This window comes from Methylobacterium sp. WL8 (assembly GCF_008040045.1).
Classification (GTDB): Bacteria; Pseudomonadota; Alphaproteobacteria; order Rhizobiales; family Beijerinckiaceae; genus Methylobacterium; species Methylobacterium cerastii.
Window position 1 is genome coordinate 1 of sequence record NZ_VRVF01000076.1, and the last position, 21,084, is coordinate 21,084.

Here is a 21,084-nt window from a genome sequence, read left to right on the forward strand (position 1 = left end):
CTTCAGCAAGATCAAACACTTCCGGGCCGTCGCCACGCGCTACGACAAAGACCCGGACAACTTCCTCGCCAGCGTCAAACTCGCTGCCCTTCGCGTCTGGCTACGAACTTAATGAGTCCGCGACCTAGCCCCGCTCATCCAAGCCTTCGACACTCGCATCCTGCTGAGTACGGATCGCGTCACGAACCGGTTCGACCCGATGCGCTATCGCGCGAGCGAGCCGCCGGGACGGCGGCGCTCCGCATTGCAGCGCCAGATGCGCCAATTCCTCCGACAAGGGACCGAGCACGGGCTGGTCGCACTGCTGGAGGAATTCGACGCTCGCCGCACTCGGCAGGGTCGGTCCGCACGCGCGGTGGTGGGAGATCTCTACCGGATCACTGCTCGGCTGCTTGAGCCTGGCGCGCCTCGGAAGGCGGGGGAATTGCCGGGTAACATTGACGGCATGGCGGCCCCGGGCGATGTCGTCCTCTGGGCGGCGCTGGTGCTCGCGTGGCAGCCGGTCCTCGAGGACGTGCTGGATGTAGAGGCGAGTTACCGGCGGGGGCCCGACAGACTCGAGAGCACCCTCTACGCGCTCGGCCACGACTTCCTCGACCGTCGAGCCATCAGGACAGCAGACCCTCTCGACAGCCGGTGGTCGGGCATCTCGCGTGCGCTCGAAGCCTTCATCGTGCAGGCTACCGACCGGCCCAACGACGACGAGGATCGTTCGGAGGTCAACGCGTATAAGACGTGGGTGTCAAACGGTGATCTTGTTCAGACACTAGCGGATACGCTCGGAGCGAAGCGCGACGCAGGGCCATGGTGGGTGCGGCACTTACATGTCGGGCTTATGGCCGCCCAGGCCATCACGGACACACCCGCCGGCGCCGTTCCGCAGTCAAGAACACCGGTCGATGTGACAACCCTGCGGCTCCCGGTGCGCCGGTTCTGCGACGTCGTCGGACGCGGTGGGGCGGTCCATGCTCTGCGCCGGCACGTCTTGGACGACGATGGCGCCAACGTCCTGCTCTACGGTCCCGACGGGGTCGGGCGACGAACCCTGGCGCATCTTCTCGCCAAGGCGCGTCTATGCGAGGCGTCGGACCGCGCGCTGGCGCCATGCGACGCCTGTCCGTCTTGCAAAGGGTACGAGAACGGCGCCTTCGGCCAGTTCTGGATCGACGGAGCCGATCGCGAGGGACGGAAGCGCGTCACCAAGTACATCGTCGAGGCCCTACCGGTGACGGGGTTCAGCCGATGTCGCACCGTAGTGATCGAAAACGCTGATCACTATCCGTCGGATCTGTTCGACCAGTCCCTTCAGTCGATGGAGATCGACCACGGGGCGACCTTCATCCTGCTTGCCCGGAACCGGGACGCCGTGCGCGTGGCCGGACGGTCGCGCTGCCACGACTATAGGGTGCGCCCGCTGACGCCGGGCGAGTCGCTAACGTTCCTTGCGGAGATCGCCGGCGGGTATGGGATGGCGCGGGACGAAACCCTATTCGCCCTCCTCGCGCAGGCTGGTGAGGGGTTGCCCGGGCGGCTGCACGCTCTGTGCCGGCGAATCGCCGCCCACGGTGAACGTAAGATGCATGCGGTCAACCGGCTCCTAGAGCCGGTCTGGCTGGCGGCGCTCCTCGCGACTTGGCCGGAGCTTGTGGCCGAGACGCCGACGGCGGTCGGAGAACTAATGCGCGCGGCCGCCGGTGACCGGCGCGCGCAGGCCGCCCGCGTCCAGGCAGCACTTGTGGCGGCTGGTTTGAGTCGCCGCGATTGTACCGAGGCTGCCCTGACCGAGCCGTTCGACAAGCGAATCGCAGGCAAGCTGAGGACCGCACTTGAGAACCGTGCCCGTTCTGAAGGCACGACCTTCGAGACGGTGTGGCGCCGCATGTCGAAGGCCTGGCTGGCCGAGAGATACGCACATGACTGGCGACTTCAGCGCTAGCAATGATAGCAGTGACAATGGCTGCGCCATGCGCGTGAGCACCGGTCACGATCCAATCCGGAAGCATCAGCAGGGGGCAGGGGGCTTCACCGTCGACACCGTTGACACCGTCGACATCAGGCTTATGGTGGGACCCGTTTGTCGATGAAGCCCCGTGGCGCCGGCTGATTTCGGCGTCCGTATAACAGCGGGGCCGTCGATGTCCCGGATCCAAAGCCGGGCACGGACTGATTTAGAAGTCCGTGATGGAAATGGTATCGTCGGCGTCGCCAAGCCGGGTGCGTGGGGCTGGGCGGACAAGGCGGATGAAGGCATCCAGCCCGTCTTGATCGAGGGCGCCGGCATCGCTGTCACGGAAGATGGTGTCCCGGCGGAACGCAAACCGCGATAGCCACCGCCGACCTTCTCCATGTCGGACGGCGTCATGTAGCCTTCTCCTAGGGTTCTAGGGTTGTCGCAGCCCTCTTTATTGAGGGCTCTTATCTGTCTTCCTAGGGGAGGCCGAGGGAGGCTGTCTTGCTCGAAGAGCAAGGCTTCGCCTAGCGGCGGCGAAGCCAGCCGTCCGGATCGAACTCGCAAGCTGCGAGGCGTCGGTCGGCCGTTGGATCGGAAGTGCAACCTTATGATAGGGAGGCCAGGGTTGGGCTGTTGGCCTTTACGCACTGCTTCCCACCATCTCGGTGGCCAGCGCAGATAAGATGTCACCCTCCGATCCATCGGGGTGGTGCATCGTCTTTGGGGGATGGCTGCGAAGCCTTGTACCCCATCCTGAGCACGCTCGTCGCCGAGCTTACCCTTCTCTCCGATGCCCTTCGGAGTTTTACCCGGCGGTCCCCATCTCGCCTGGTTAGCGATGGAGGCTCGGGGCCCTTGAGGGGCGTGGCGTGTCGCGGCTGGAGCGACATGACCTGCGCGCTAGAAACTATGCCCCCCGCCAGATCGCAGCGCGGTAACGTCAAGGGATCCTGGACATTTGCTCGAGCAGCATTTTAAGGCCGTAGCCGCCGTAGGCTCCGCTCACAGTCTTCTGTCGTCCGAGTATGTAGATCGTCACGTCCTCGCGTAAGCCGTGATCGCGCGAAAGGGTCGAAAAGCGGTGCCGCCAGCCATGGTTGGGCTGCATGCGTGGGTCTTTCATTCCTAGCGACCGAACCCAACGGCTCAGAACCTTGGAGCCATTCCCGCCTCGGCTGCCGAAGCGGTCAGGCGGCAGGTCCGGAAACAGCGGCCCGGACTTGGCACCTGCGACGAATTCAAGAAAACCCTTCTCAATCAGGCGGAGATGGACAGGGATGGTCCTCTCCGAATTCTCGTTCTTGAGCGACCCGGCCTCCGGGCGGATGGCCAGGACGTGGATATCCCCGTCAGTGTAGACATCTTCCTTGCGCAGCTGGCAGATTTCGGCGACGCGAGCGCCGGAATAGGCGCACAGCCACGGCACCCACCGACGCACGCTGTCCTCCGCCGCAGAGGCTGCCGCGAGGATGATCGCCACCTCGGCCTCGGTGGGATCGCGCTTGCGGTCCTGAGCACGCGCCTTGGTCGTCACCTTGATACCGCGCGCTACGTTCGTCGACAGCTTCTTGTTGTCGACCCCCCACTGCAGGATCGTGCGTACCGGGCCGATCTTACCATTGCGGATAGTCGAACCGCGCAGCCCCTTGCCGAGGAGCGCGTCCTTCCAGCGGATCAAATCGTCTTCTCCCACGGCTGCCGCATCGTCGCGTCCAGCGAAACCGATGAACTCCCGTACGGTACGGGGGAAGACGTAGGCGGTCTTAGGCGCAGGCTGCCGCTCGCGCAGCCAGCCCGTGATCAGCGTTTCGAACGGAACGGCAGCCGCCTGCGCAGTGCGTTCCGATGCCGCTCGTACCGCCGGTACTCGTGTGCTTCGACTTTCGCTCAACGGGATCGGCGCCGTTGTGGTGTGCCTCTCGAACGCCCGACGCGCACCCTGGCTCAGCTCGCGCAGGCTCAACGCCGCGGCTTGCGTCGCCTCGGCGATCACCCGGACGAATTCGCTCCGGCTGTCTGCGTCGACGCGCAACCCGTTCTGCGAAAGATAGTGATCGGCGGTGTCGTCGCACCACGCGCGCATCTCCTCGCGTTTGAGCGCGTGGCGATCGAAGCCCTCTGTGATCAGGTCGACGGCGGGCCGCGCCAGATCGAGTTCTGTCGCTGACTGCTTGAACAGGTCCTCACCGACGTCGACCGACCACTGCGTCTGATGGCTCGGCGCCTCCCGGTGGTGCGCGAAAAATTCCTCACCGATACGAACCGCCATCTCGATGCACGCCCGCTCACTTAAAGCCTGGGGGCCGTCGCGCAGGTTGGCCCACTGCTCCTCGAGTGCCGCGAGCGCAGCGGGGAACAAACGTTTGGCTTCCTTGGGATCGCGCGTGCCGAGGCTGCGGCGGATCTCGCCGCTGCCGACGAGCGCCTTCAGCTCCTTCGGGACACGCCGGCGCAGGTAGTAGAAGCCAGATCGCGGATGCAGCCAGGGAGTCGCCATCGCCAGGGCCATGTGTACCACCCGTGTGTACCACCGGGCGTCCAGAAGGCCATTGTCCGAGAGCAAGCTACGGCGAATTCACCACAATTTAGTGTGGTGGCGGAGACGGAGGGATTCGAACCCTCGATACCCATTTCTGGGTATGCTCATTTAGCAAACGAGTGCCTTCAGCCGCTCGGCCACGTCTCCAGCGTCGTCGGCTCTAAGAGGTCGGACCGGGGCGGTCAAGCGAATCTCGGGGCGGAGAGGCCGCGGAGGCCCTTCGGCGCTCGTAGTGTTTCGCGATGCGCAGGTGGCGCGAGATCGCGTAGTTCATCGCGGTGAGGAAGCCGTAGACGCCGCGCATGCAGTGGCGGCGGCCGAGATACGCCTTCAGGAAGTTGCCGGGCAGCTCGACGAACACTCGCCAGGTCGGGATCGCGACGCCGCGCGCCTCGAGGTCGTCGGCCTGCTGGTCGGAATAGCGGTTGAGCTTGTCGAGCTGGTCGCCGAGCGAGCGCACCGAGAAATGGTGGATCACCCCCTTCAGCCGCCCGGGCTCGACGCCGGGCTCGAGCGCCACGCGGTCGTGGACGGGGGAGGGCGAATAGCGCCCGCGGTCCTTCCGGTAGAGCCGCACCGGCGTCAGCGCGTAGGCCCAGCGGTGGGGGCGGCTCTCGCCGGGGAAGACCTCGGCGATGGCGATGCGCCAGGCGGCCTTGCCGGGCTCGCCCTCGGCGAACAGGGCGCGGATGTCACTCGCGAGGTCGGGGGGCACCACCTCGTCGGCGTCGAGGTTCAGGAGCCAGTCGTGGCGGCACCGGTCCTCGGCGAAGCGCTTCTGCGGGCCGTAGCCCGGCCAGTCGTTGTGGATCACCCGGGCGCCGAGCGAGGCGGCCAGCGCCTGAGTCCCGTCGGTCGAGCCGGAATCGACCACGACGAGGTCGTCGGTGAGGTCTCGCACCGCGCGGATCGTCGCGCCGATGCGGTCCGCCTCGTTGCGGGCGATGATGAAGACGGAGATCGGCAGGGCGATCGTGCCGTTCGGCGGGTTCGCGGTCACGTGCTACGAGCTCCGGCCGCGGCGGCGAGCCGCTTGCGCTGCACCTTGCCGTTGGCGGTGCGGGGGAGGGCGTCGAGGAAGCGGATCTCGCGCGGGCGCTTGTAGGCGGCCAGCCGCTCGGCACACCACGCGATCAGCGCGTCGGCATCCGGCTCCGCGCCCGGCTGCAGCACAACGAAGCCGCAGATCACCGACACGTCGGCCCGCACCGGCAACTCGGCGACACCGGCCTCGGCGACGCTCGGATGGGCGATCAGCGCGCCCTCGACCTCGTTGGGCGAGACGCGGTAGCCCATCGCATTCATCAGGTCGTCGTTGCGGCCCTCGAACCAGAGGTAGCCCTCCGCATCGAGGCAGGCGAGGTCGCCCCCGGCGAACCAGTCGCCGCGCATCACCTGCGCCTCCTCGTCGGGGCGGTTCCAGTAGCCGAGCATCAGGCCAGGCTCCGAGCGGTGGACGGCGAGGAGGCCGGTCTCGCCGGGCGGCAGCGGCTCGGGCGGTCCGGCGACGGGGAGGATCGCCACGTGACGGCCCGGCTGCGGCTTGCCGGGCGAGCCGCGGCGCTGCGGGATCGTCGGCCCGGTCGAGACGTAGGTCGAGATCTCGCTCATGCCCAGCGCCTCGTAGAGCGGCTTTCCCGTGGCTTGGGTCCAGGCGTCGAGCACGTCCCCGGGGAGCGCCTCGCCCGCGGTGCAGCCGTGGCGCAGGCTCGACAGGTCGAAGGCGGCCGGGTCGCCGTATTTGAGGATCTGGCGGTAGAGGCTCGGGACGGCGGCGAAGATCGTGGCGCGTTGGCGCGCGATCAGCCGCGGCCAGACGACCGGGTCGCGCGGGCCGTTGTAGAGCACCGCCGTCGCCCCGACCGACCACGGATCGGTGATGCCGACGCCGAGCGTATAGGTCCAGTTCATCGTGCCGGCATGCAGCATCGTGTCGGCTTCCGACAGTCCGAGCCAGTGGTCGAGCATCGGGCGCCGCCCGTAGATCGTGCGGTGGGCGTGCAGCACGCCCTTCGGCCGGCTCGTGGTGCCGGAGGTGTAGACCAGGGTCGCCGGGTCGTCGGCGGCCGTGTCGGCGTAGTCGGGGATCGGGTCTCCGGCCTTCATCGCGGCGATCGCGGCGCCGTCGAGGAGGATGCGGTCGCCGAGGTCGGCCGGCTCGATCACGCAGCCTCCGCCGACGGCGACCGCGGCCGCGCCGGAATTCTCCATGAGGAACGCCGCCTCGGCCGGCGTCAGCTGCGGCGAGGAGGGCAGGGCGACGAGCCCGGCGGCGAGCGCAGCGAAGTAGACGAGGACGTAGTCGGCCTCGTTGCCCATCCGGATCATCACCCGGTCGCCGCGGCGCAGCCCACGGGCGAGGAGCCCGGCCGCGATTCCGCGCACGGCCCGGTCGGCCTCGGCGAAGGTCAGGCTCTCGACCGCGTCGTCCGCGCCGACCAGGATCAGCGCAGTCTTCTCCGACCGCGCCTCGGCGTTCACCCCGAGGCAGTAGCGCGTCGCGTTGAAGCGGGGCGGGGGATGGCGGTCGGCGGACACCATGGTGTGGCTCCCGGATGTTGGCTCATCGCGGGATGTCCACCGAACGTGCCGCCGTCAACCTGCGGTGTCGATCATGCCCGGCGCGGGGCCCGTCCGTCCTGCTCCTCGAAACCCTTCAGCACCTTGTCCAGCGTCAGCGGGTAGTCGCGGATGCGGATGCCGGTGGCGTTGTAGACGGCGTTGGCCAGAGCCGCGCCGGCGCCGCAGATGCCCAGCTCGCCGAGGCCCTTGCTCTTGAGCGGGTTGGCCTTGTCGTCGACCTCGGGGAGGAACACCGCATCCATCGCCGGAATGTCGGCGTGCACCGGGACATGGTACTCGGCGAGGTCGTGGTTGACGTAGGTGGCGGTGCGTTCGTCGATCACCGCATCCTCCATCAATGCTGCGCCGACGCCGAAGGTCATCCCGCCGATCGCCTGGCTTCGGGCGGTCTTCGCATTGAGGATGCGCCCACCGGTGAAGACGCCGAGCATCCGGCGGAGCCGGATCTCGCCGGTGTCGCGATCGACGCCGACCTCGGCGAAGTGCGCGCCGAACGAGTAGTGCGAGTACTTCTCCTTCAAGGCGCCCGGCTTGATCTCGCCCTCCGCCGAGACGCCGTCGGCGCCGGCGAGGTCCACCAGCGCCTCCGAGCGGTTGCCGGAGGTGACGCGCCCGTCGGCGAAGACGACGCTATCCGGGTGCAGGTCGGTCGCCGCCACGAGCTTGTCGCGCAAAGCCGCGCAGGCGACGTAGAGCGCTGAGCCGGCCGAGCCCGCCCCGAACGATCCGCCGGAGCCGGAGGCCGCCGGGTAGGCGGTGTCGCCGATCTCGACGCGGATGCGCTCGATTGGTAGGCCCATCATCTCCCCGGCGATCTGAGCGAGGATGGTGTAGGTGCCCGTCCCGATGTCGGTCATCGCCATCCGCACGGTGAGGTATCCGTCGGCACCGAGCTTCACCGAAGCCGAAGAGGGCATCAGCGGGTTGAGGCGGGCCGCCGCCGACATGCCCATGCCGACCATCCAGTTGCCGTCATGCGTCGTGCCGGCGGGCTTACGCCGGTCCCAGCCGAAGAGCTTGGCCCCTTCCCGCATGCACGGTACGAGCTGGCGCACCGTGAACGGCACCTGCTTCTCGGGGTCCTGCGTCGGCTCGTTGCGGACGCGCAACTCGATCGGATCGAGGCCGATCTGCTCGGCCAGCTCGTCCATGGCGCACTCGAAGGCCAACATGCCGACGGCCTCGCCGGGCGCGCGCATCGACGAGGCGATCGGTAGGTCGAGCTTGGCCAGGCGGTGGCGGGTGATGCGGTTCGGCGCGGCGTAGAGCGAGCGCGTGACGTTGGCCGAGGTTTCGTAGAACTCGTCGCCCTGCGCGGTGTCGGACCACGATTCGTGCGACAGAGCCGTCAGCTTGCCATCGCGATCCGAGGCCAGCCGAATGCGCTGGATCGTGTCGGTGCGGTGGGTCGCGACGTGGAATTCCTGCTGCCGGGTCAGCGCGACCTTCACCGGGCGCCCGGTCGCCTTGGAGGCCAGCGCCGCCAGCGTCGCCTCCGGCATCGGCTGGAGCTTCGAACCGAAGCCGCCGCCGATGTAGTGGCTCACCAGCCGGACGTTCTCGACCGGCAGCTTCAGCACCGAGGCCAACGACTTCTGCCCTCGGTTGAGCATCTGGTTCGCCGTATAGAGCACGACCTTGTCGCCCTCCCAGGAGGCGATGGTGGCATGCGGCTCCATCTGGGCGTGGATCTGCGTCGGGGTGGTGTACTCGACATCGAGCTTGACCGGGGCGGACGCGAACGCGCCGTCGAAGTCGCCGAGCTTCGAGTCCGGGTCGGTCTGGACCTTCTTCGGCTCGATCGCCTGCGGCAGGGCCGCCCGAAGCGATGCCTTGGGCGTCCGGACGTCGTAGGCGACCTTGACGAGCTTGGCCGCGGCACGGGCCTGCTCGAAGGTCTCGCCGACGACGAAGGCCACCGGCTGGTCGAAGAACGCGACATTCGTCCCGGTGAGCTGGGGCCAGACCTGCTCCTTCTTCTCGCCCTGCGCGGGCACGTTCTCGTGGGTCATCACATGGATGACGCCCGGCGCCTTCACGGCTGCGGCCGTGTCGATCGAGCGGATCGTGCCGGCGGCGATCGTCGCGCCGACGATGAAGCCATAGGCCGGGTTCTTCACCTCGCGGGTCTCGTAGGCGTAGGGCGCGCGCCCCATCACCTTGAGGCGGCCGTCGATGCGGTCGATCGGCCGCCCGACGAGGCCGTCGGCCTTGTCGTCGAGCGGCGTCTTGCCGACCGGCTGGTTCATCTCCATGGCGTTCATCCTGGAAGCTTGGGACGGTCAGGTCCGGGTGGCGTCGGTCACCACCGCGCGGAGCGTCCGCCGGGTCAGCGGGATCTTGAAGTCGTTGGTGCCGTAGCCGCGGGCGCCGGCGAGCACCGCGTCGGCGGCGTCGTCCGCGCTGCCGCCCTTCGCGAGCGTGGCCTCGGCCGCCTCGACCCGCCACGGCTTGTGCGCGAGCCCGCCGAACGCCATCCGCGCCTGGGTGATCTTGCCGTCCGCCTTCCCGATCACCGCGGCGATCGAGACGGTAGCGAAGGCGTAGGAGGCGCGGTCGCGGACCTTGCGGTAGACGTGCAGGCCCTCGACCGGCTTCGGCAGCGTCACCGCGGTGATGATCTCGCCGGGTTGCAGAGCGGTCTCGATCTGCGGGGTGTCGCCCGGCAGGCGGTGGAACTGCGCCATCGGGATCGTGCGGGTCGCGCCGTTCGGCGACAGGGTCTCGACGCCGGCATCGAGGACGCGCATCGCGACGTTCATGTCGGACGGGTTGGTGGCGATGCAGGCGTCGCTGGTGTCGAGCACCGCCATGATGCGGTTGAACCCGCCGATCGCTGAGCAGCCCGAGCCGGGCTCGCGTTTGTTGCAGGGTTTCGACGTGTCGTAGAAGTAGTAGCATCGGGTGCGCTGAAGCAGGTTTCCAGCGGTGGTCGCCTTATTGCGCAGCTGCCCTGAGGCGCCCGCGAGCAGGGCCTTGGCCAGCACCGCGTAATCCTTGCGCACCCGAGGGTCGGCGGCGAGGTCCGAGTTGCGCACAAGTGCGCCGATGCGCAGGCCGCCGTCGGCGGTGGCTTCCACCTTGTCGAGCGGTAGGCGGTTGATGTCGATCAAGGTCGTCGGCGTCTCGACCTGCAGCTTCATCAGGTCGAGCAGGTTGGTGCCGCCGGCGATGAACTTGGCGTTCGGCCGCTCGGCCGCGAGGCGGGCGGCGTCGCGCACGGTGGCGGGGCGCTCGTAGGTGAAGGCTTTCATCGCGCGCGCCCTTTAGAGTTCGGTGCCGGCGGAGGAATCCGCCACTTCGCGGATCGCGGCGACGATGTTCGGGTAGGCGCTGCAGCGACAGAGGTTGCCGCTCATCCGCTCGCGGATCTCGGCATCGGTGAAGTCGGCCTTGCCGACGAGGTCCTCGGTGACGTGGCTCGGCCAGCCGGCCTTGGCCTCCGACAGCATGCCGACACTGGAGCAGATCTGGCCCGGCGTGCAGTATCCGCACTGGAAGCCGTCATGGTGGAGGAAGGCGGCCTGAAGCGGGTGAAGCTGCTCTTCGGTGCCGAGGCCCTCGATGGTGGTGATCGCGTCGCCCTCGTGCATCGCGGCCAGCGTCAGGCAGGAATTGATCCGGCGCCCGTCGATCAGAACCGTGCAGGCGCCGCACTGGCCGTGGTCGCAACCCTTCTTCGAGCCGTTGAGGTCGAGATGCTCGCGCAACGCGTCGAGGAGCGTCGTGCGGGTGTCGAGGGTGAGGTCGTGCGCCGTGCCGTTCACGGTCAGGCGGACCGGCAGCATCTGCGGGGCCGGGTCGCCGGGCTCCGTGGCGAAGGCAGGCCTTGCCGAAACGCCGAAGCCCGTGGCCGCCGCGGCGGCCGCACAGCTTTCCACCAGCGTCCGCCGGGTCAGCGCGAAGGCGCCGTCTCGTGTCTTGTCCGTCATGCTCGCTGTCCCGTGCGGCCGGCATGCCGGGCGCTGTGGTGCGGGCGAAGGGCGTGCCCGCAGGGCGGTGTCGCAACGGGAACGCCAGACGGATTGATTCGATCCGTTCCAAACTGCGCCGTATCGGCGCAACTGGATGAAGAATGCGATCGGCAGAAAGCAACCGGGCGTCGCGCAGGCGGCGTCGTGGAGGCTCGCAGGCGCGCCGCCGCTTCGGTCAGGCTCCGACGCCGACGGCGCTTTCGCCGATCGCCGACAGGGTGAGGTGGTCCGCCCCGACCTCGGCGCCGGTGTAGCCGAGCATGTGGGCGAGCTGGTCGCGGGCGCGCCAGACCCGGCTCTTCACCGTGCCGATCCGGCATTTGAGGATCGCGGCCGCCTCCTCATAGGACACGTTCTCGACCGCCACCAGGATCAGCGCCTCGCGCATCGGCGGCGACAGCCGCCCGAGCGCGGCCTGCACGTCCTGCAGGTCGAGATGGCCGCCCTGCTCGGGCAGGCTCGTCAGGCGTGCGGCGTGGTCGCCGTCGCTGTCGGCGACCTCGCGGGCGTGCTTGCGGTGCACGCTGTAGAAAGCGTTCCGCATGATCGTGAACAGCCACGCACCGAGGTTGGTGCCGACCTTGAAGCTGCCGCGGCTGCGCCAGGCGCGCAGCATCGTGTCCTGCACCAGGTCGTCGGCTGCCGACGGGTTGCGCGTCAGCGAGATGGCGAAGCTGTGCAGGCTGGTCGCCGCTTCGAGGAGGCCGGCGCGGAACGCCGCGTCGTCGCGCCCCTTCGCGTCGGCGAGCAGGGCCTCGAGCCGCGCCAGCAGGTCGCCGAGATGCGGCGGCGGCGGGGCCTGCATCGAGGCGGCATAGGTGGTTCTTAGATGCTCACCCAGGTGGATGCGGATAGCATCGGACAGTTTCGGCGCCTCGACGGACAGGGATTCCGAGGTGCCGTTACAGTCTTCCGTGGTGATGAGCATCGTGCCCCGCGCAGCTGGAGTTCCGATGGCGCCTCGGCACCCAATCGGGATTTCGCGCAATCGTTCGGGCACCGCAGCAACATAGGTTATCTTCGAGCGATTTCGGCCTGCGGCGATCTGGGTCGGCGCCGACGCGGCTCGTGTGGACGGGCGGCGTGTCGCGACGCATGCGGGCGGGTGCGTCGCAAAACCGTTATGCTCAGTCTCAGCATATCTAGACAGGGCGATGCGGCGCGCCTAACTTAGGCGGCACAATGCTCAAACTGAGCATAATGGAGGGCGCCATGGCGTCGACCGCGTTTCCTGTCTCCGCCCCCCGCGCCGTCCCCGCCGGGATGCCGCTGCCCGACATCTACGCCCGCGTCAGCCGGCACATCCCGGCGATCGAGTGGCCGGCCCTCGTGCCCGACATCGAGGCGATCCTCCGCCTCAAGCGCGAGCGCAACGCCGTGATCCTGGCGCACAACTACCAGGCGCCGGAAATCTTCCACACGGTGGCCGACATCGTCGGCGACAGCCTGGCGCTCGCCCGCGAGGCGGTGACGGTGAAGGCCGACGTGATCGTGCTCGCCGGCGTGCACTTCATGGCCGAGACTGCCAAGCTCCTCAATCCGGGCAAGACCGTGCTGATCCCGGACCTCGCCGCCGGCTGCTCGCTCGCCGACTCGATCACCGCCGCGGACGTGCGCGGCCTGCGCGCGAAGTACCCCGGCGTGCCGATCGTGACCTACGTCAACACCTCGGCCGCGGTGAAGGCCGAGTCCGATCTGTGCTGCACCTCTGGCAACGCGGTGGAGGTGATCCGCTCGCTCGGCGTGAAGCGCGTGCTGATGATCCCGGACGAGTTCCTGGCGCAGAACGTCCAGGCGGTGCTGCCCGAGATCGAGATCCTGACCTGGGCCGGCCACTGCGAGGTGCACGAGCGCTTCACGCCCGCCGACATCCGCGACGTGCGCGAGAGCTATCCCGGCGTCACCGTCATCGCTCACCCCGAATGCCCGCCGGACGTGGTGGCCGAATCCGACTTCTCGGGCTCGACCGCGATGATGATGAACTTCGTCCTGGAGAAGCGCCCGGCCCAGGTCGTGCTCGTCACCGAGTGTTCGATGGCCGACAACATCGCCGCCGCCAACCCGGACATCGAGTTCATCAAGCCCTGCAACATGTGCCCGCACATGAAGCGCATGAGCCTGTCGAACATCCGGCACGCCCTGGAGACCATGACCCACGAGGTCGTCGTCGATCCCGCGCTGGCCGACCGGGCGCGGGCCGCCGTGGAGCGCATGCTCGCGGTGGGTGCGCGATGAACGCGTTCTCGCGCAACCCCGCCGACCGCGTCGTCGTCGTCGGCGCCGGCGTCGCCGGCTTGAGCGTCGCCCTGCGGCTCGCGCCGCGACCGGTGACGCTCGTCAGCGCCGCGCCGCTCGGGCTCGGCACCGCCACCGGCTGGGCCCAGGGCGGCATCGCCGCCGCGATCGGCGCCGACGACGCGCCGTCGCTTCATGCCGCCGACACCGAGGCCGCCGGCGCAGGCCTCACCGATCCCGCGGTCGCCCTGCGGGTCGCCGCGGAAGGCCCGCGGCTGATCGACTGGCTGGTCTCCCTCGGCGCGCCGTTCGACCGCGACGCCGCCGGCGCGCTGGCCCTCGGCCTGGAGGCGGCCCACGGCCGCCGCCGGATCGTGCGGGCCGGCGGCGATTCCACCGGGGCCCGCGTCCTCGAGATTCTGGTCCGGGCGGTGTTCGCCACGCCCTCGATCGAGCTGGTGACGGCCTCGGTCCACGACCTGCTGCGCGACGAGCACGGGGCGGTGGCCGGCGTGGTGTGCGAGCGCGACGGCGCCCGCTTCCGCATCCCCGCCCGGGCGGTGGTGCTCGCCACCGGCGGCGTCGGCGCGCTCTACGCCTCGACCACGAACCCGCGCGGCGCCACGGGTCAGGGCCTGGCGCTGGCGGCACGCGCCGGCGCGGTGATGCGCGACCTCGAGTTCGTGCAGTTCCACCCGACGGCGATCGCCGTCGGGGCCGACCCGATGCCCCTCGCCACCGAGGCGCTGCGGGGGGAGGGCGCGCGCCTCGTCGACGAGACCGGCGCCGCCGTGATGGCGGGCATCGCCGGCGGCGACCTCGCCCCGCGCGACGTCGTCGCCCGCGGCATCTTCCAGGCGCTGGCGCGCGGCCGAACCGTCTCCCTCGACACGCGCGGGGCGCTCGGCGCTGCGATGGCGACGCGGTTTCCGACGGTCGCCGGCCTGTGCGCCCAAGCCGGCATCGACCCGGCGCGGCAGGCGATCCCGGTGCGGCCGGCCGCGCACTACCACATGGGCGGCATCCGCGTGGACGGCGCGGGCGCGTCGAGCGTCCCTGGCCTCTACGCGAACGGGGAGGTCGCCTCCACCGGCCTGCACGGCGCCAACCGCCTCGCCAGCAACTCGCTCCTCGAGGCGCTGGCCTATTCGGGCTTCATCGCCGACGCCTTGGACGCGATGCCGCCGGGGCCGGCCGTGCCGGACATCCGCACCGAGCGCCCGGCGGGCGACCTGCCGGCGATCCGGCAGACCATGGAGCGCCACGTCGGCGTGGTGCGCGACGAGGCCGGGCTTCGGGCCGCCGTCGACGCCCTGACGCCGCTGGCGGAGGCGGGCTGCGATGCCGCGCTCACCGCCGTGATGATCGCGCAGGCCGCCCTCGACCGGCGCGAGAGCCGCGGCGGCCACTGGCGCAGCGACTTCCCCCACGCCGCGCCGGCACGGCACAGCGAGACGACGTTGCACGCCGTGATGCCCGAACCCGAGCGCACCGACGAGGCGATGGCCCGATGAGCGATATCCTGCCCCTGCCGCGGCTCCTCGTGGAGCCGATCGTCCGCGCAGCCCTGCTGGAGGACCTCGGCCGCGCCGGCGACATCACCACCGACGCGATCGTGCCGGCGGATGCCCGCCTCGACGGCGTCATCGCCGCGCGCCAGCACGGCGTGATCTCCGGCGTCGACGCCGCGGTGATCGCCTTCGCGCTGGTCGACCCGGCCGTCCAGGCGGTGATCGAGCGCGGCGACGGGGCGCGGGTCGCCCCCGGCGACGTGGTGATCCGCCTGTCGGGGCCGGCGCGCGCGATCCTCACCGCCGAGCGCGTGGCGCTGAACCTGCTCTGCCGGATGTCGGGCGTCGCCACCGCCACGTCCGGCCTCGTCGAGGCGGCGCGGCCGCACGGCAAGGCCTCGATCGTCTGCACCCGCAAGACCACGCCGGGCCTGCGCGCCCTGGAGAAGCACGCGGTGCGCGCCGGCGGCGGCTCCAACCACCGCTTCGGCCTCGACGACGCGGTGCTGATCAAGGACAACCACGTGGCGGTCGCCGGCGGCATCGTCCCGGCGATCGAGCGGGCGCGCGCCAGGGCCGGGCACCTCGTCAAGATCGAGGTCGAGGTCGACACCCTCGACCAGCTGCAGGAGGCGTTGTCGGTCGGCGCCGACGCCGTGCTCCTCGACAACATGAGCCCTGAGCAGCTCGCCCGCGCGGTCGCGATGATCGACGGGCGCGCGCTGTCGGAGGCCTCCGGCCGGATCAACGCGTCCACGGTCGGCGCCGTGGCGGCCTCCGGGGTCGACCTGATCTCCTGCGGCTGGATCACGCACAGCGCCGCGATCATCGATCTCGGCCTCGACGCCGCCTGATCGCATCCGCGGCGGGCCGGGCCCTCGCGGCGACGGCCTTGTGCCGAGGCCTCCGACGCCGCATGGCTCCGTCGCCTCGGGCGCGAGGCGAAGCGGTCCGGCATCCTTCGGCCCGGGCGGATGTCGGGACGGGGTCTCATGGCGGTCGGCGTGGAGGACGACGTGACGGAGGGGGCGGCTACGCCCGAACAGCCGCCGATTCCCGGAATGCCGCCGCGCCCGGCCCGCCGGCTGCCGACCTGGACCTTCCTCAAGACCGCCGCCACCAACTCGCTGGCGGCCTGCGACGCCGAGCTGTTCGAGACCCTTGTGGTCCCGCGCAACTACTGGAGCCAGCAGGTCCTGTTCGTCAGCGATCCTGAGGCGATCCGGCACGTGCTGATCGACCGGTTCGACAACTACCCGCGCGTGACCTCGATCCGCCGCCTGTTCGAGACCGACCTGCGGACGGGGACGCTGGCGAGCGAGGGCGAGGTCTGGCGCCGGCACCGCCGCGTCGCGACGCCGACGATCGATCCGCGCTCGATCCGCCCCGACGTGCCGGCGATGCTCGACCTCGCCGGGCGCATCGCCGACGAGGTCGCGTCGGCGGGCTCGACTGCGCCGGTGGACATCGAGCGGTCGGTCGGAAGTCTCTCGACCCTGCTGTGGAACCAGGTGGTGACCGGCGGCGACCCGGCGGGCCTGCCGATCCTGCGCTGGCTCTCGAAGGTGCCGCACAAGCCGCGGATGATCGACCTGATCCCGAAGCCGACCTGGCTCGCGGACCGCCTCGTCCACCACCGCCGCGACCCGGCGCTGCCGCTCCTCGACGCCGAGCTGCACGCGATGATCGCCGCAAGGCGCCAGCCGGACTATGCCGGGGCGCACGACCTGCTCTGGCGCCTCGCCCACGGCCGCGACCGGCAGACCGGGCAGGAACTCCCGGATTCGGAGGTCCGGGACGAGGCGGCGAGCCTGATCGCCGGCGGCGCGGCCTCCGTCCGGGCGCTGACCTGGATCTGGTATCTGCTCGCCCTGCATCCCGCTGTCGAGGCGCGGTTCCATGCCGAGCTCGATGCGGCCATGCCCGACGGCGTGGCGACGCCCGAGGCCCTCGACCGGCTCCCCTACACCCGCCGCGTGCTCGAGGAGGTGATGCGGCTCTATCCGCCGATCCCCGCCATCCTGCGGCAGGCCTCGGCGCGCGACGTGGTCGCCGGCCACCGGGTTCGCCGCGGCGCGATCATCGCGGTCATGCCGTGGATCGTGCACCGGCACCGGAAGCTGTGGCGCGACCCCGACCTGTTCGATCCCGAACGCTTCACAGAAGCCAACGGCGTCGGCCGGCCGCGGCTCGCGTACCTGCCCTTCGCGACCGGCCCGCGGGTCTGCGTCGGGGCGTCCTTCGCGATGACGCAGATGCTGGTGGTGATCGCCGTGCTCGGACGCCGCTTCCGGTTCCGCCTCGCCTCGGATGCGCCCGTGGTGCCGTTCGGTGCCATCAGCCTGCAGCCGAAGGGCGGCCTGCCCGTCCTGGTCGAGCCGCGCTGATCCCGAGCGCAGGACCGGACAAGGAAAAAGCGCGTCCTCGATCATGAGGAACGCGCTTCCGAAGGTGGCCCGTGGTCTCAGGATACGGGCGCAGTTCTCCTAGCTTGCCGCCGCAGCATCCGTACCGGGGTTCAGAGCCGAATAGACTACAAAGGCAGCGCGATGTTCCGTCCCCGGCGGGACGCGAGGACATGGAAATCCCGGCTTCGATGCGGCGTCGCGGTATTCGATCGCTGCCGGCAAACAATGGCGGATCGATCCCCGTTCGAACGGCGCCGCCAGAGCGCGATTTCGCCACGATACGGCAACGCTGCCACAGTGTTGCCACCGTGTCACGGCGCGGCGCCAACCATGGTGCGGCGCGGTTTCAGGCTTGGCTTTGGGCCGCGCTCGTTTACCCCTTGGCGAGACTTGGTACGCCAACGTGCCGAAGCGTCGTCCACCGCGTTCTCCACAGCTTTCGCCTGCCTTCTGAGAGGCCTTGATGCGTCGTAACTTCGCCCTGATCGGGCTCGTCTGCGCGGCTGCCGCCTGGGCGGCTCCCGCACTCGCCTACGAGATCGACCCGCTGACCCGTCAGCCGCTGGACAACGCCCTGTCCGTGCGCGTGCGCCCGCAGGCGGTCCAGGTCGTCGCGGTCCCGACGGCCAACGCCTCGCTGAACGCCGCCGACCCGATGGCCTCCACCGTCCCGCAGATGTCGGCGGTGCCGCGCGAGACCGTGGCCTATAGCGGCCCGTACTCGGCCGGCACGATCGTGGTCTCCACCGCCGAGCGCCGCCTGTACTACATTCTCGGCAACGGCGAGGCCCTGCGCTACGGCGTCGGCGTCGGCCGTCCCGGCTTCACCTGGGGCGGCGTCCAGAACATCACCATGAAGAAGGAATGGCCGGATTGGCGCCCGCCGTCGACCATGCTGCGCCGCCGCCCCGACCTGCCGCGCTTCATGAAGGGCGGCATCGAGAACCCGCTCGGCGCCCGCGCCATGTATCTCGGCGGCTCGATCTACCGCATCCACGGCTCGAACGAGCCGGAGACCATCGGTACCGCCGTCTCCTCGGGCTGCATCCGCATGGCCAACGAGGACGTGATCGACCTCTACACCCGCGCCAAGGTCGGCACGAAGGTCATCGTCCAGCGCTGATCGCGTCGATCCCGGACCACGAGCAAAGAAGGCCGGCCGAGACGCCGGCCTTTTTTGCTGCCCCGCCTGCCCTCAGTGGCAGCCGCACCCGCCGCCTCCGCTCCCGCATCCGCCCTTCGCCGCGGTTCCGCCCTTGATCGGGGCGACCTTCGCGGTCTCGCGGTCCAGCCCGCGCTCGGCGAGTTCGTCGAGGTAGGTCGCCCAGCGAGAATCGTATTCGCGGCCGAGCTCGTGCAGGTAGTTCCAGCCGAAGATGCCGGTGTCGTGCATGTCGTCGAAGCCGAGCTTCACCGCGTAGTTGCCGACCGGCTGGATCTCCAGGATCGCCACCGCGCGCTTGCCGCCGATCACCTTGCGCTCGGCCGGCGAGTGGCCCTGCACCTCCGCCGACGGGCTCGACACCCGGAGATATTCGGCCGGCAGCGCGTAGCGCCCGCCGTCGTCGAAGGCGACGTTGAGCACGCGCTTGTCCCCCGACAGCCGGATCTCGGTCGGCCAGCGTTCCTCGGTCACGGTCGGACTCCCTTGTAACGTCTCTTGCGACGTCTCTTGCAACTTCTGAGGCGGGCGGCGCCTCTGCGGCCCTGCACGCGCTTGCCCGCGGGCCTGCGTCCCATCATATGCGCATCCATGCTAGGTTCGTCATCCGATCCCCGCGCGGAAACCGCGTCGTCGCGTTCAGAGTCCCGCATGGGTCATCAGAGCCACCCTCAGCCGGCACCGCTGATCGATCCGTTCCAGCGGGCGATCACGTACCTGCGCATCTCCGTGACCGATCGCTGCGACCTGCGCTGCGTGTACTGCATGTCCGAGGAGATGAACTTCCTGCCCAAGCGCGACCTGCTCACGCTGGAGGAGCTGGACCGGCTCTGTGGGGTGTTCATCGACCGCGGCGTGCGCAAGCTCCGCATCACCGGCGGCGAGCCGCTGGTGCGGCGCGACATCATGCACCTGTTCCGCCGCCTGTCGCGCCATCTCGGCACCGGCGCGCTGGACGAGCTGACGCTTACCACCAACGGCACCCAGCTCGGGCGCTTCGCGGCCGAGCTGGCCGAGCTCGGGATCCGCCGCGTCAACGTCTCGCTCGACACCCTCGACCCCGACAAGTTCCGCGCGATCACCCGCCGCGGCGACCTGCCGGTGGTACTCGACGGCATCGCAGCCGCGCGCGCCGCCGGCATCAAGGTCAAGATCAACGCCGTGGCGCTGAAGGGCGTGAACGAGGACGAGATCGCCGACATGATCGCCTGGGCCCACGGCCTCGGCATGGACATGACGCTGATCGAGGTGATGCCGCTGGGTGAGGTCGACGGCGACCGCACCGACCAGTTCCTGCCGCTCTCGGTCGCCCGCGCCCGCCTGGAGCATCGTTACACGATGACGCCGCTTCCAGACCACACCGGCGGCCCGGCCCGCTACGTCCGCGTCGAGGAGACCGGCGGGCGCCTCGGCTTCATCACGCCGCTGACCCACAATTTCTGCGAGAGCTGCAACCGCGTCCGCCTGACCTGTACCGGCAAGCTCTACATGTGCCTCGGCCAGGAGGACGCCGCCGACCTCCGCTCGGCGCTGCGCGCCTCGCCGGACGACGCGCTCGTCACCGCGGCCGTGGTTGAGGCGATCTCGCGCAAGCCGAAGGGCCACGATTTCGTCATCGAGCGCCAGCGCCCCGCCGCGGTGCCCCGCCACATGAGCGTGACCGGCGGCTGAGACCCGCCCGGCGCTTTTACGCCGGTGATTCTTCCTCGGGTCCACCGATATCGCCCCATTGCGTTACGGTCTCGGATCACGCGCGGGTCCCCCTCTTCCCGCAGGCGGGGAGAGGCCCGCACGGACCTCGTCGTCCGTGCGGGAAGCGAAGGCGGAGCCGAAGCGACGGTGAGGGGGCGCCAACGGACGAGGCTCCTCCGGCTCAGCCCCCTCACCGTCGGCTGCCGCCTCGCTTTGCCGACGACGAGGTCGACAAAGCCCTCTCCCCGCACGCGGGGCGAGGTGATGCGCGTGCGGCGAGCAGCCAAGTGTACGACCGGCAGGAGTACGGATGCCCGAAGCCGGTAGCCCTCGGTTTTCGGAATCACTTGGTTGGACGAAGGCCCGATCCGATCCTCGGCCTCACTCGACGACGATGACGTGGTTCGGCAGTTCGTCGGGGTTTTCGGGACCGGCCGGGACGTGACGCGCCAGCTCCGCGCCGATGCGTTCGATCGCGCGCAGGAGCCCGGCTTCCGCCTCGCCCGCGCGGAGCGCGGCCGTGAGGTCGGCCAGCGTCGTGGTCCATCGCGCGTCGCCGACCCGCTCCAGGATGCCCGTGTCGGCGACGATCTCGGCATGCTGCTCGGCGAGCGACAGGTGGAGCAGGATGCCGGTCCGCCCGCGGGTGCGCCCCAGCCCCCGCGCCCGGAACGCGCGGCGCGCGGCGTCGCGGGCGCGCGCCCGGCGGACGCGACGCGGCGTCAGGCCGAGGCGTAGCCGCTCCGACAGTCCCGCCGCGAGGATGGCCGCCACCAGGGCGGCCTGCGCCAGCAGGATGGTCCCGGTGCTCCAGGCGGTCAGGGCGAGCAGGGGCCAGGGCAGGATCAAGCCGCCGACGAGCGCCGCCACGGTCGCGAACGATCGGTATTGCCCGGCGCGCGCCGCCACCATCACGACGATCTCGCCGGCGGTGCCGGCCTCGGCGTGGCCGACCGCGCGCTCGATGCGCGCGCGGGCCTCGGCGTCGAGCAAGGGTCTACCAGTCACCCGATGCCCCTCCGCCGCCGG

Annotated in this window: 16 protein-coding genes, 1 tRNA gene and 1 pseudogene; 8 read left to right on the forward strand and 10 right to left on the reverse strand. The window is 69.9% G+C overall.

What is annotated here, in order from left to right:
- A pseudogene (locus FV234_RS21210) lies at positions 1-112 on the forward strand (IS5/IS1182 family transposase); the annotation flags it as partial.
- Between the two features lie 87 nt (positions 113-199).
- Positions 200-1,936: a hypothetical protein gene (locus FV234_RS21215; protein WP_147831502.1), complete on the forward strand. Its 1,737-nt coding sequence runs from the start codon at positions 200-202 to the stop codon at positions 1,934-1,936.
- A 955-nt stretch (positions 1,937-2,891) separates the two neighbouring features.
- Here the strand turns inward: FV234_RS21215 and FV234_RS21220 are convergent.
- The 8 genes from FV234_RS21220 to FV234_RS21255 all read right to left on the reverse strand — a co-directional run bounded on the left by FV234_RS21220 (position 2,892) and on the right by FV234_RS21255 (position 11,975).
- Positions 2,892-4,460: a site-specific integrase gene (locus tag FV234_RS21220; RefSeq protein WP_147831504.1), complete on the reverse strand. Its 1,569-nt coding sequence runs from the start codon at positions 4,458-4,460 to the stop codon at positions 2,892-2,894.
- An 85-nt stretch (positions 4,461-4,545) separates the two neighbouring features.
- A tRNA-Ser gene (locus FV234_RS21225) sits at positions 4,546-4,637 on the reverse strand.
- Positions 4,638-4,650: 13 nt separating this feature from the next.
- Complete coding sequence (locus FV234_RS21230) at positions 4,651-5,490, reverse strand: glycosyltransferase family 2 protein (protein ID WP_238272700.1); 840 nt, start codon at positions 5,488-5,490, stop codon at positions 4,651-4,653.
- Positions 5,487-7,031, reverse strand: coding sequence for an AMP-binding protein (locus tag FV234_RS21235; RefSeq protein ID WP_147831506.1), 1,545 nt, complete (start codon positions 7,029-7,031; stop codon positions 5,487-5,489). The genes FV234_RS21230 and FV234_RS21235 overlap by 4 nt, the downstream gene beginning before the upstream one ends.
- A 71-nt stretch (positions 7,032-7,102) precedes the next feature.
- Positions 7,103-9,328, reverse strand: a complete 2,226-nt coding sequence (locus tag FV234_RS21240; RefSeq protein ID WP_147831508.1) for a xanthine dehydrogenase family protein molybdopterin-binding subunit — start codon at positions 9,326-9,328, stop codon at positions 7,103-7,105.
- Positions 9,329-9,355: 27 nt separating this feature from the next.
- Positions 9,356-10,327: a xanthine dehydrogenase family protein subunit M gene (locus tag FV234_RS21245; protein ID WP_147750058.1), complete on the reverse strand. Its 972-nt coding sequence runs from the start codon at positions 10,325-10,327 to the stop codon at positions 9,356-9,358.
- Positions 10,328-10,339: 12 nt separating this feature from the next.
- Positions 10,340-11,005: an aldehyde dehydrogenase iron-sulfur subunit PaoA gene (paoA, locus tag FV234_RS21250; RefSeq protein WP_147750059.1), complete on the reverse strand. Its 666-nt coding sequence runs from the start codon at positions 11,003-11,005 to the stop codon at positions 10,340-10,342.
- A 217-nt stretch (positions 11,006-11,222) separates the two neighbouring features.
- Entirely contained in the window at positions 11,223-11,975 is a 753-nt protein-coding gene (locus tag FV234_RS21255; protein WP_147750060.1) for a sigma-70 family RNA polymerase sigma factor, read from the reverse strand.
- A 284-nt stretch (positions 11,976-12,259) separates the two neighbouring features.
- Here FV234_RS21255 and nadA point away from each other — a divergent pair, with 284 nt between their 5' ends.
- The 5 genes from nadA to FV234_RS21280 all read left to right on the forward strand — a co-directional run bounded on the left by nadA (position 12,260) and on the right by FV234_RS21280 (position 18,324).
- Positions 12,260-13,282, forward strand: a complete 1,023-nt coding sequence (gene nadA, locus FV234_RS21260; RefSeq protein ID WP_147750061.1) for a quinolinate synthase NadA — start codon at positions 12,260-12,262, stop codon at positions 13,280-13,282.
- Complete coding sequence (locus tag FV234_RS21265) at positions 13,279-14,796, forward strand: L-aspartate oxidase (RefSeq protein WP_147831510.1); 1,518 nt, start codon at positions 13,279-13,281, stop codon at positions 14,794-14,796. Before nadA ends, FV234_RS21265 begins: the two co-directional genes overlap by 4 nt.
- Positions 14,793-15,647 (forward strand): carboxylating nicotinate-nucleotide diphosphorylase, encoded by an 855-nt coding sequence (gene nadC, locus FV234_RS21270; protein ID WP_147754326.1) that lies wholly within the window; start codon positions 14,793-14,795, stop codon positions 15,645-15,647. Before FV234_RS21265 ends, nadC begins: the two co-directional genes overlap by 4 nt.
- A gap of 138 nt (positions 15,648-15,785) precedes the next feature.
- Complete coding sequence (locus FV234_RS21275) at positions 15,786-17,180, forward strand: cytochrome P450 (RefSeq protein WP_147754327.1); 1,395 nt, start codon at positions 15,786-15,788, stop codon at positions 17,178-17,180.
- A 484-nt stretch (positions 17,181-17,664) separates the two neighbouring features.
- A complete protein-coding gene (locus tag FV234_RS21280; RefSeq protein WP_147754328.1) occupies positions 17,665-18,324 on the forward strand; it encodes a L,D-transpeptidase in 660 nt (219 codons plus the stop codon).
- Between the two features lie 72 nt (positions 18,325-18,396).
- Here the strand turns inward: FV234_RS21280 and FV234_RS21285 are convergent, their stop codons facing one another.
- The gene (locus tag FV234_RS21285) at positions 18,397-18,837 is read right to left on the reverse strand and encodes a DUF971 domain-containing protein (RefSeq protein ID WP_147754329.1); all 441 of its coding nucleotides are present in this window, start codon (positions 18,835-18,837) and stop codon (positions 18,397-18,399) included.
- Positions 18,838-19,014: 177 nt separating this feature from the next.
- Between FV234_RS21285 and moaA the strand changes: the two genes are divergently transcribed.
- Entirely contained in the window at positions 19,015-20,034 is a 1,020-nt protein-coding gene (gene moaA, locus FV234_RS21290; RefSeq protein WP_147754330.1) for a GTP 3',8-cyclase MoaA, read from the forward strand.
- 402 nt (positions 20,035-20,436) lie between these two features.
- On the opposite strand, the gene FV234_RS21300 is transcribed toward moaA, so the two are convergent.
- On the reverse strand, positions 20,437-21,084 hold a 648-nt coding region (locus tag FV234_RS21300), incomplete at its 5' end, for a TPM domain-containing protein (RefSeq protein ID WP_348643085.1).

Excerpts from the sequence above, each read along its gene's own strand:
- FV234_RS21215 (WP_147831502.1), top strand. The coding sequence starts at position 200 with ATGCGCTATCGCGCGAGCGAGCCGCCGGGACGGCGGCGCTCCGCATTG.
- FV234_RS21220 (WP_147831504.1), bottom strand. The coding sequence starts at position 4,460 with ATGGCCCTGGCGATGGCGACTCCCTGGCTGCATCCGCGATCTGGCTTC.
- FV234_RS21235 (WP_147831506.1), bottom strand. The coding sequence starts at position 7,031 with ATGGTGTCCGCCGACCGCCATCCCCCGCCCCGCTTCAACGCGACGCGC.
- FV234_RS21240 (WP_147831508.1), bottom strand. The coding sequence starts at position 9,328 with ATGGAGATGAACCAGCCGGTCGGCAAGACGCCGCTCGACGACAAGGCC.
- FV234_RS21245 (WP_147750058.1), bottom strand. The coding sequence starts at position 10,327 with ATGAAAGCCTTCACCTACGAGCGCCCCGCCACCGTGCGCGACGCCGCC.
- paoA (WP_147750059.1), bottom strand. The coding sequence starts at position 11,005 with ATGACGGACAAGACACGAGACGGCGCCTTCGCGCTGACCCGGCGGACG.
- FV234_RS21255 (WP_147750060.1), bottom strand. The coding sequence starts at position 11,975 with ATGCTCATCACCACGGAAGACTGTAACGGCACCTCGGAATCCCTGTCC.
- nadA (WP_147750061.1), top strand. The coding sequence starts at position 12,260 with ATGGCGTCGACCGCGTTTCCTGTCTCCGCCCCCCGCGCCGTCCCCGCC.
- FV234_RS21265 (WP_147831510.1), top strand. The coding sequence starts at position 13,279 with ATGAACGCGTTCTCGCGCAACCCCGCCGACCGCGTCGTCGTCGTCGGC.
- nadC (WP_147754326.1), top strand. The coding sequence starts at position 14,793 with ATGAGCGATATCCTGCCCCTGCCGCGGCTCCTCGTGGAGCCGATCGTC.
- FV234_RS21275 (WP_147754327.1), top strand. The coding sequence starts at position 15,786 with ATGGCGGTCGGCGTGGAGGACGACGTGACGGAGGGGGCGGCTACGCCC.
- FV234_RS21280 (WP_147754328.1), top strand. The coding sequence starts at position 17,665 with ATGCGTCGTAACTTCGCCCTGATCGGGCTCGTCTGCGCGGCTGCCGCC.
- moaA (WP_147754330.1), top strand. The coding sequence starts at position 19,015 with ATGGGTCATCAGAGCCACCCTCAGCCGGCACCGCTGATCGATCCGTTC.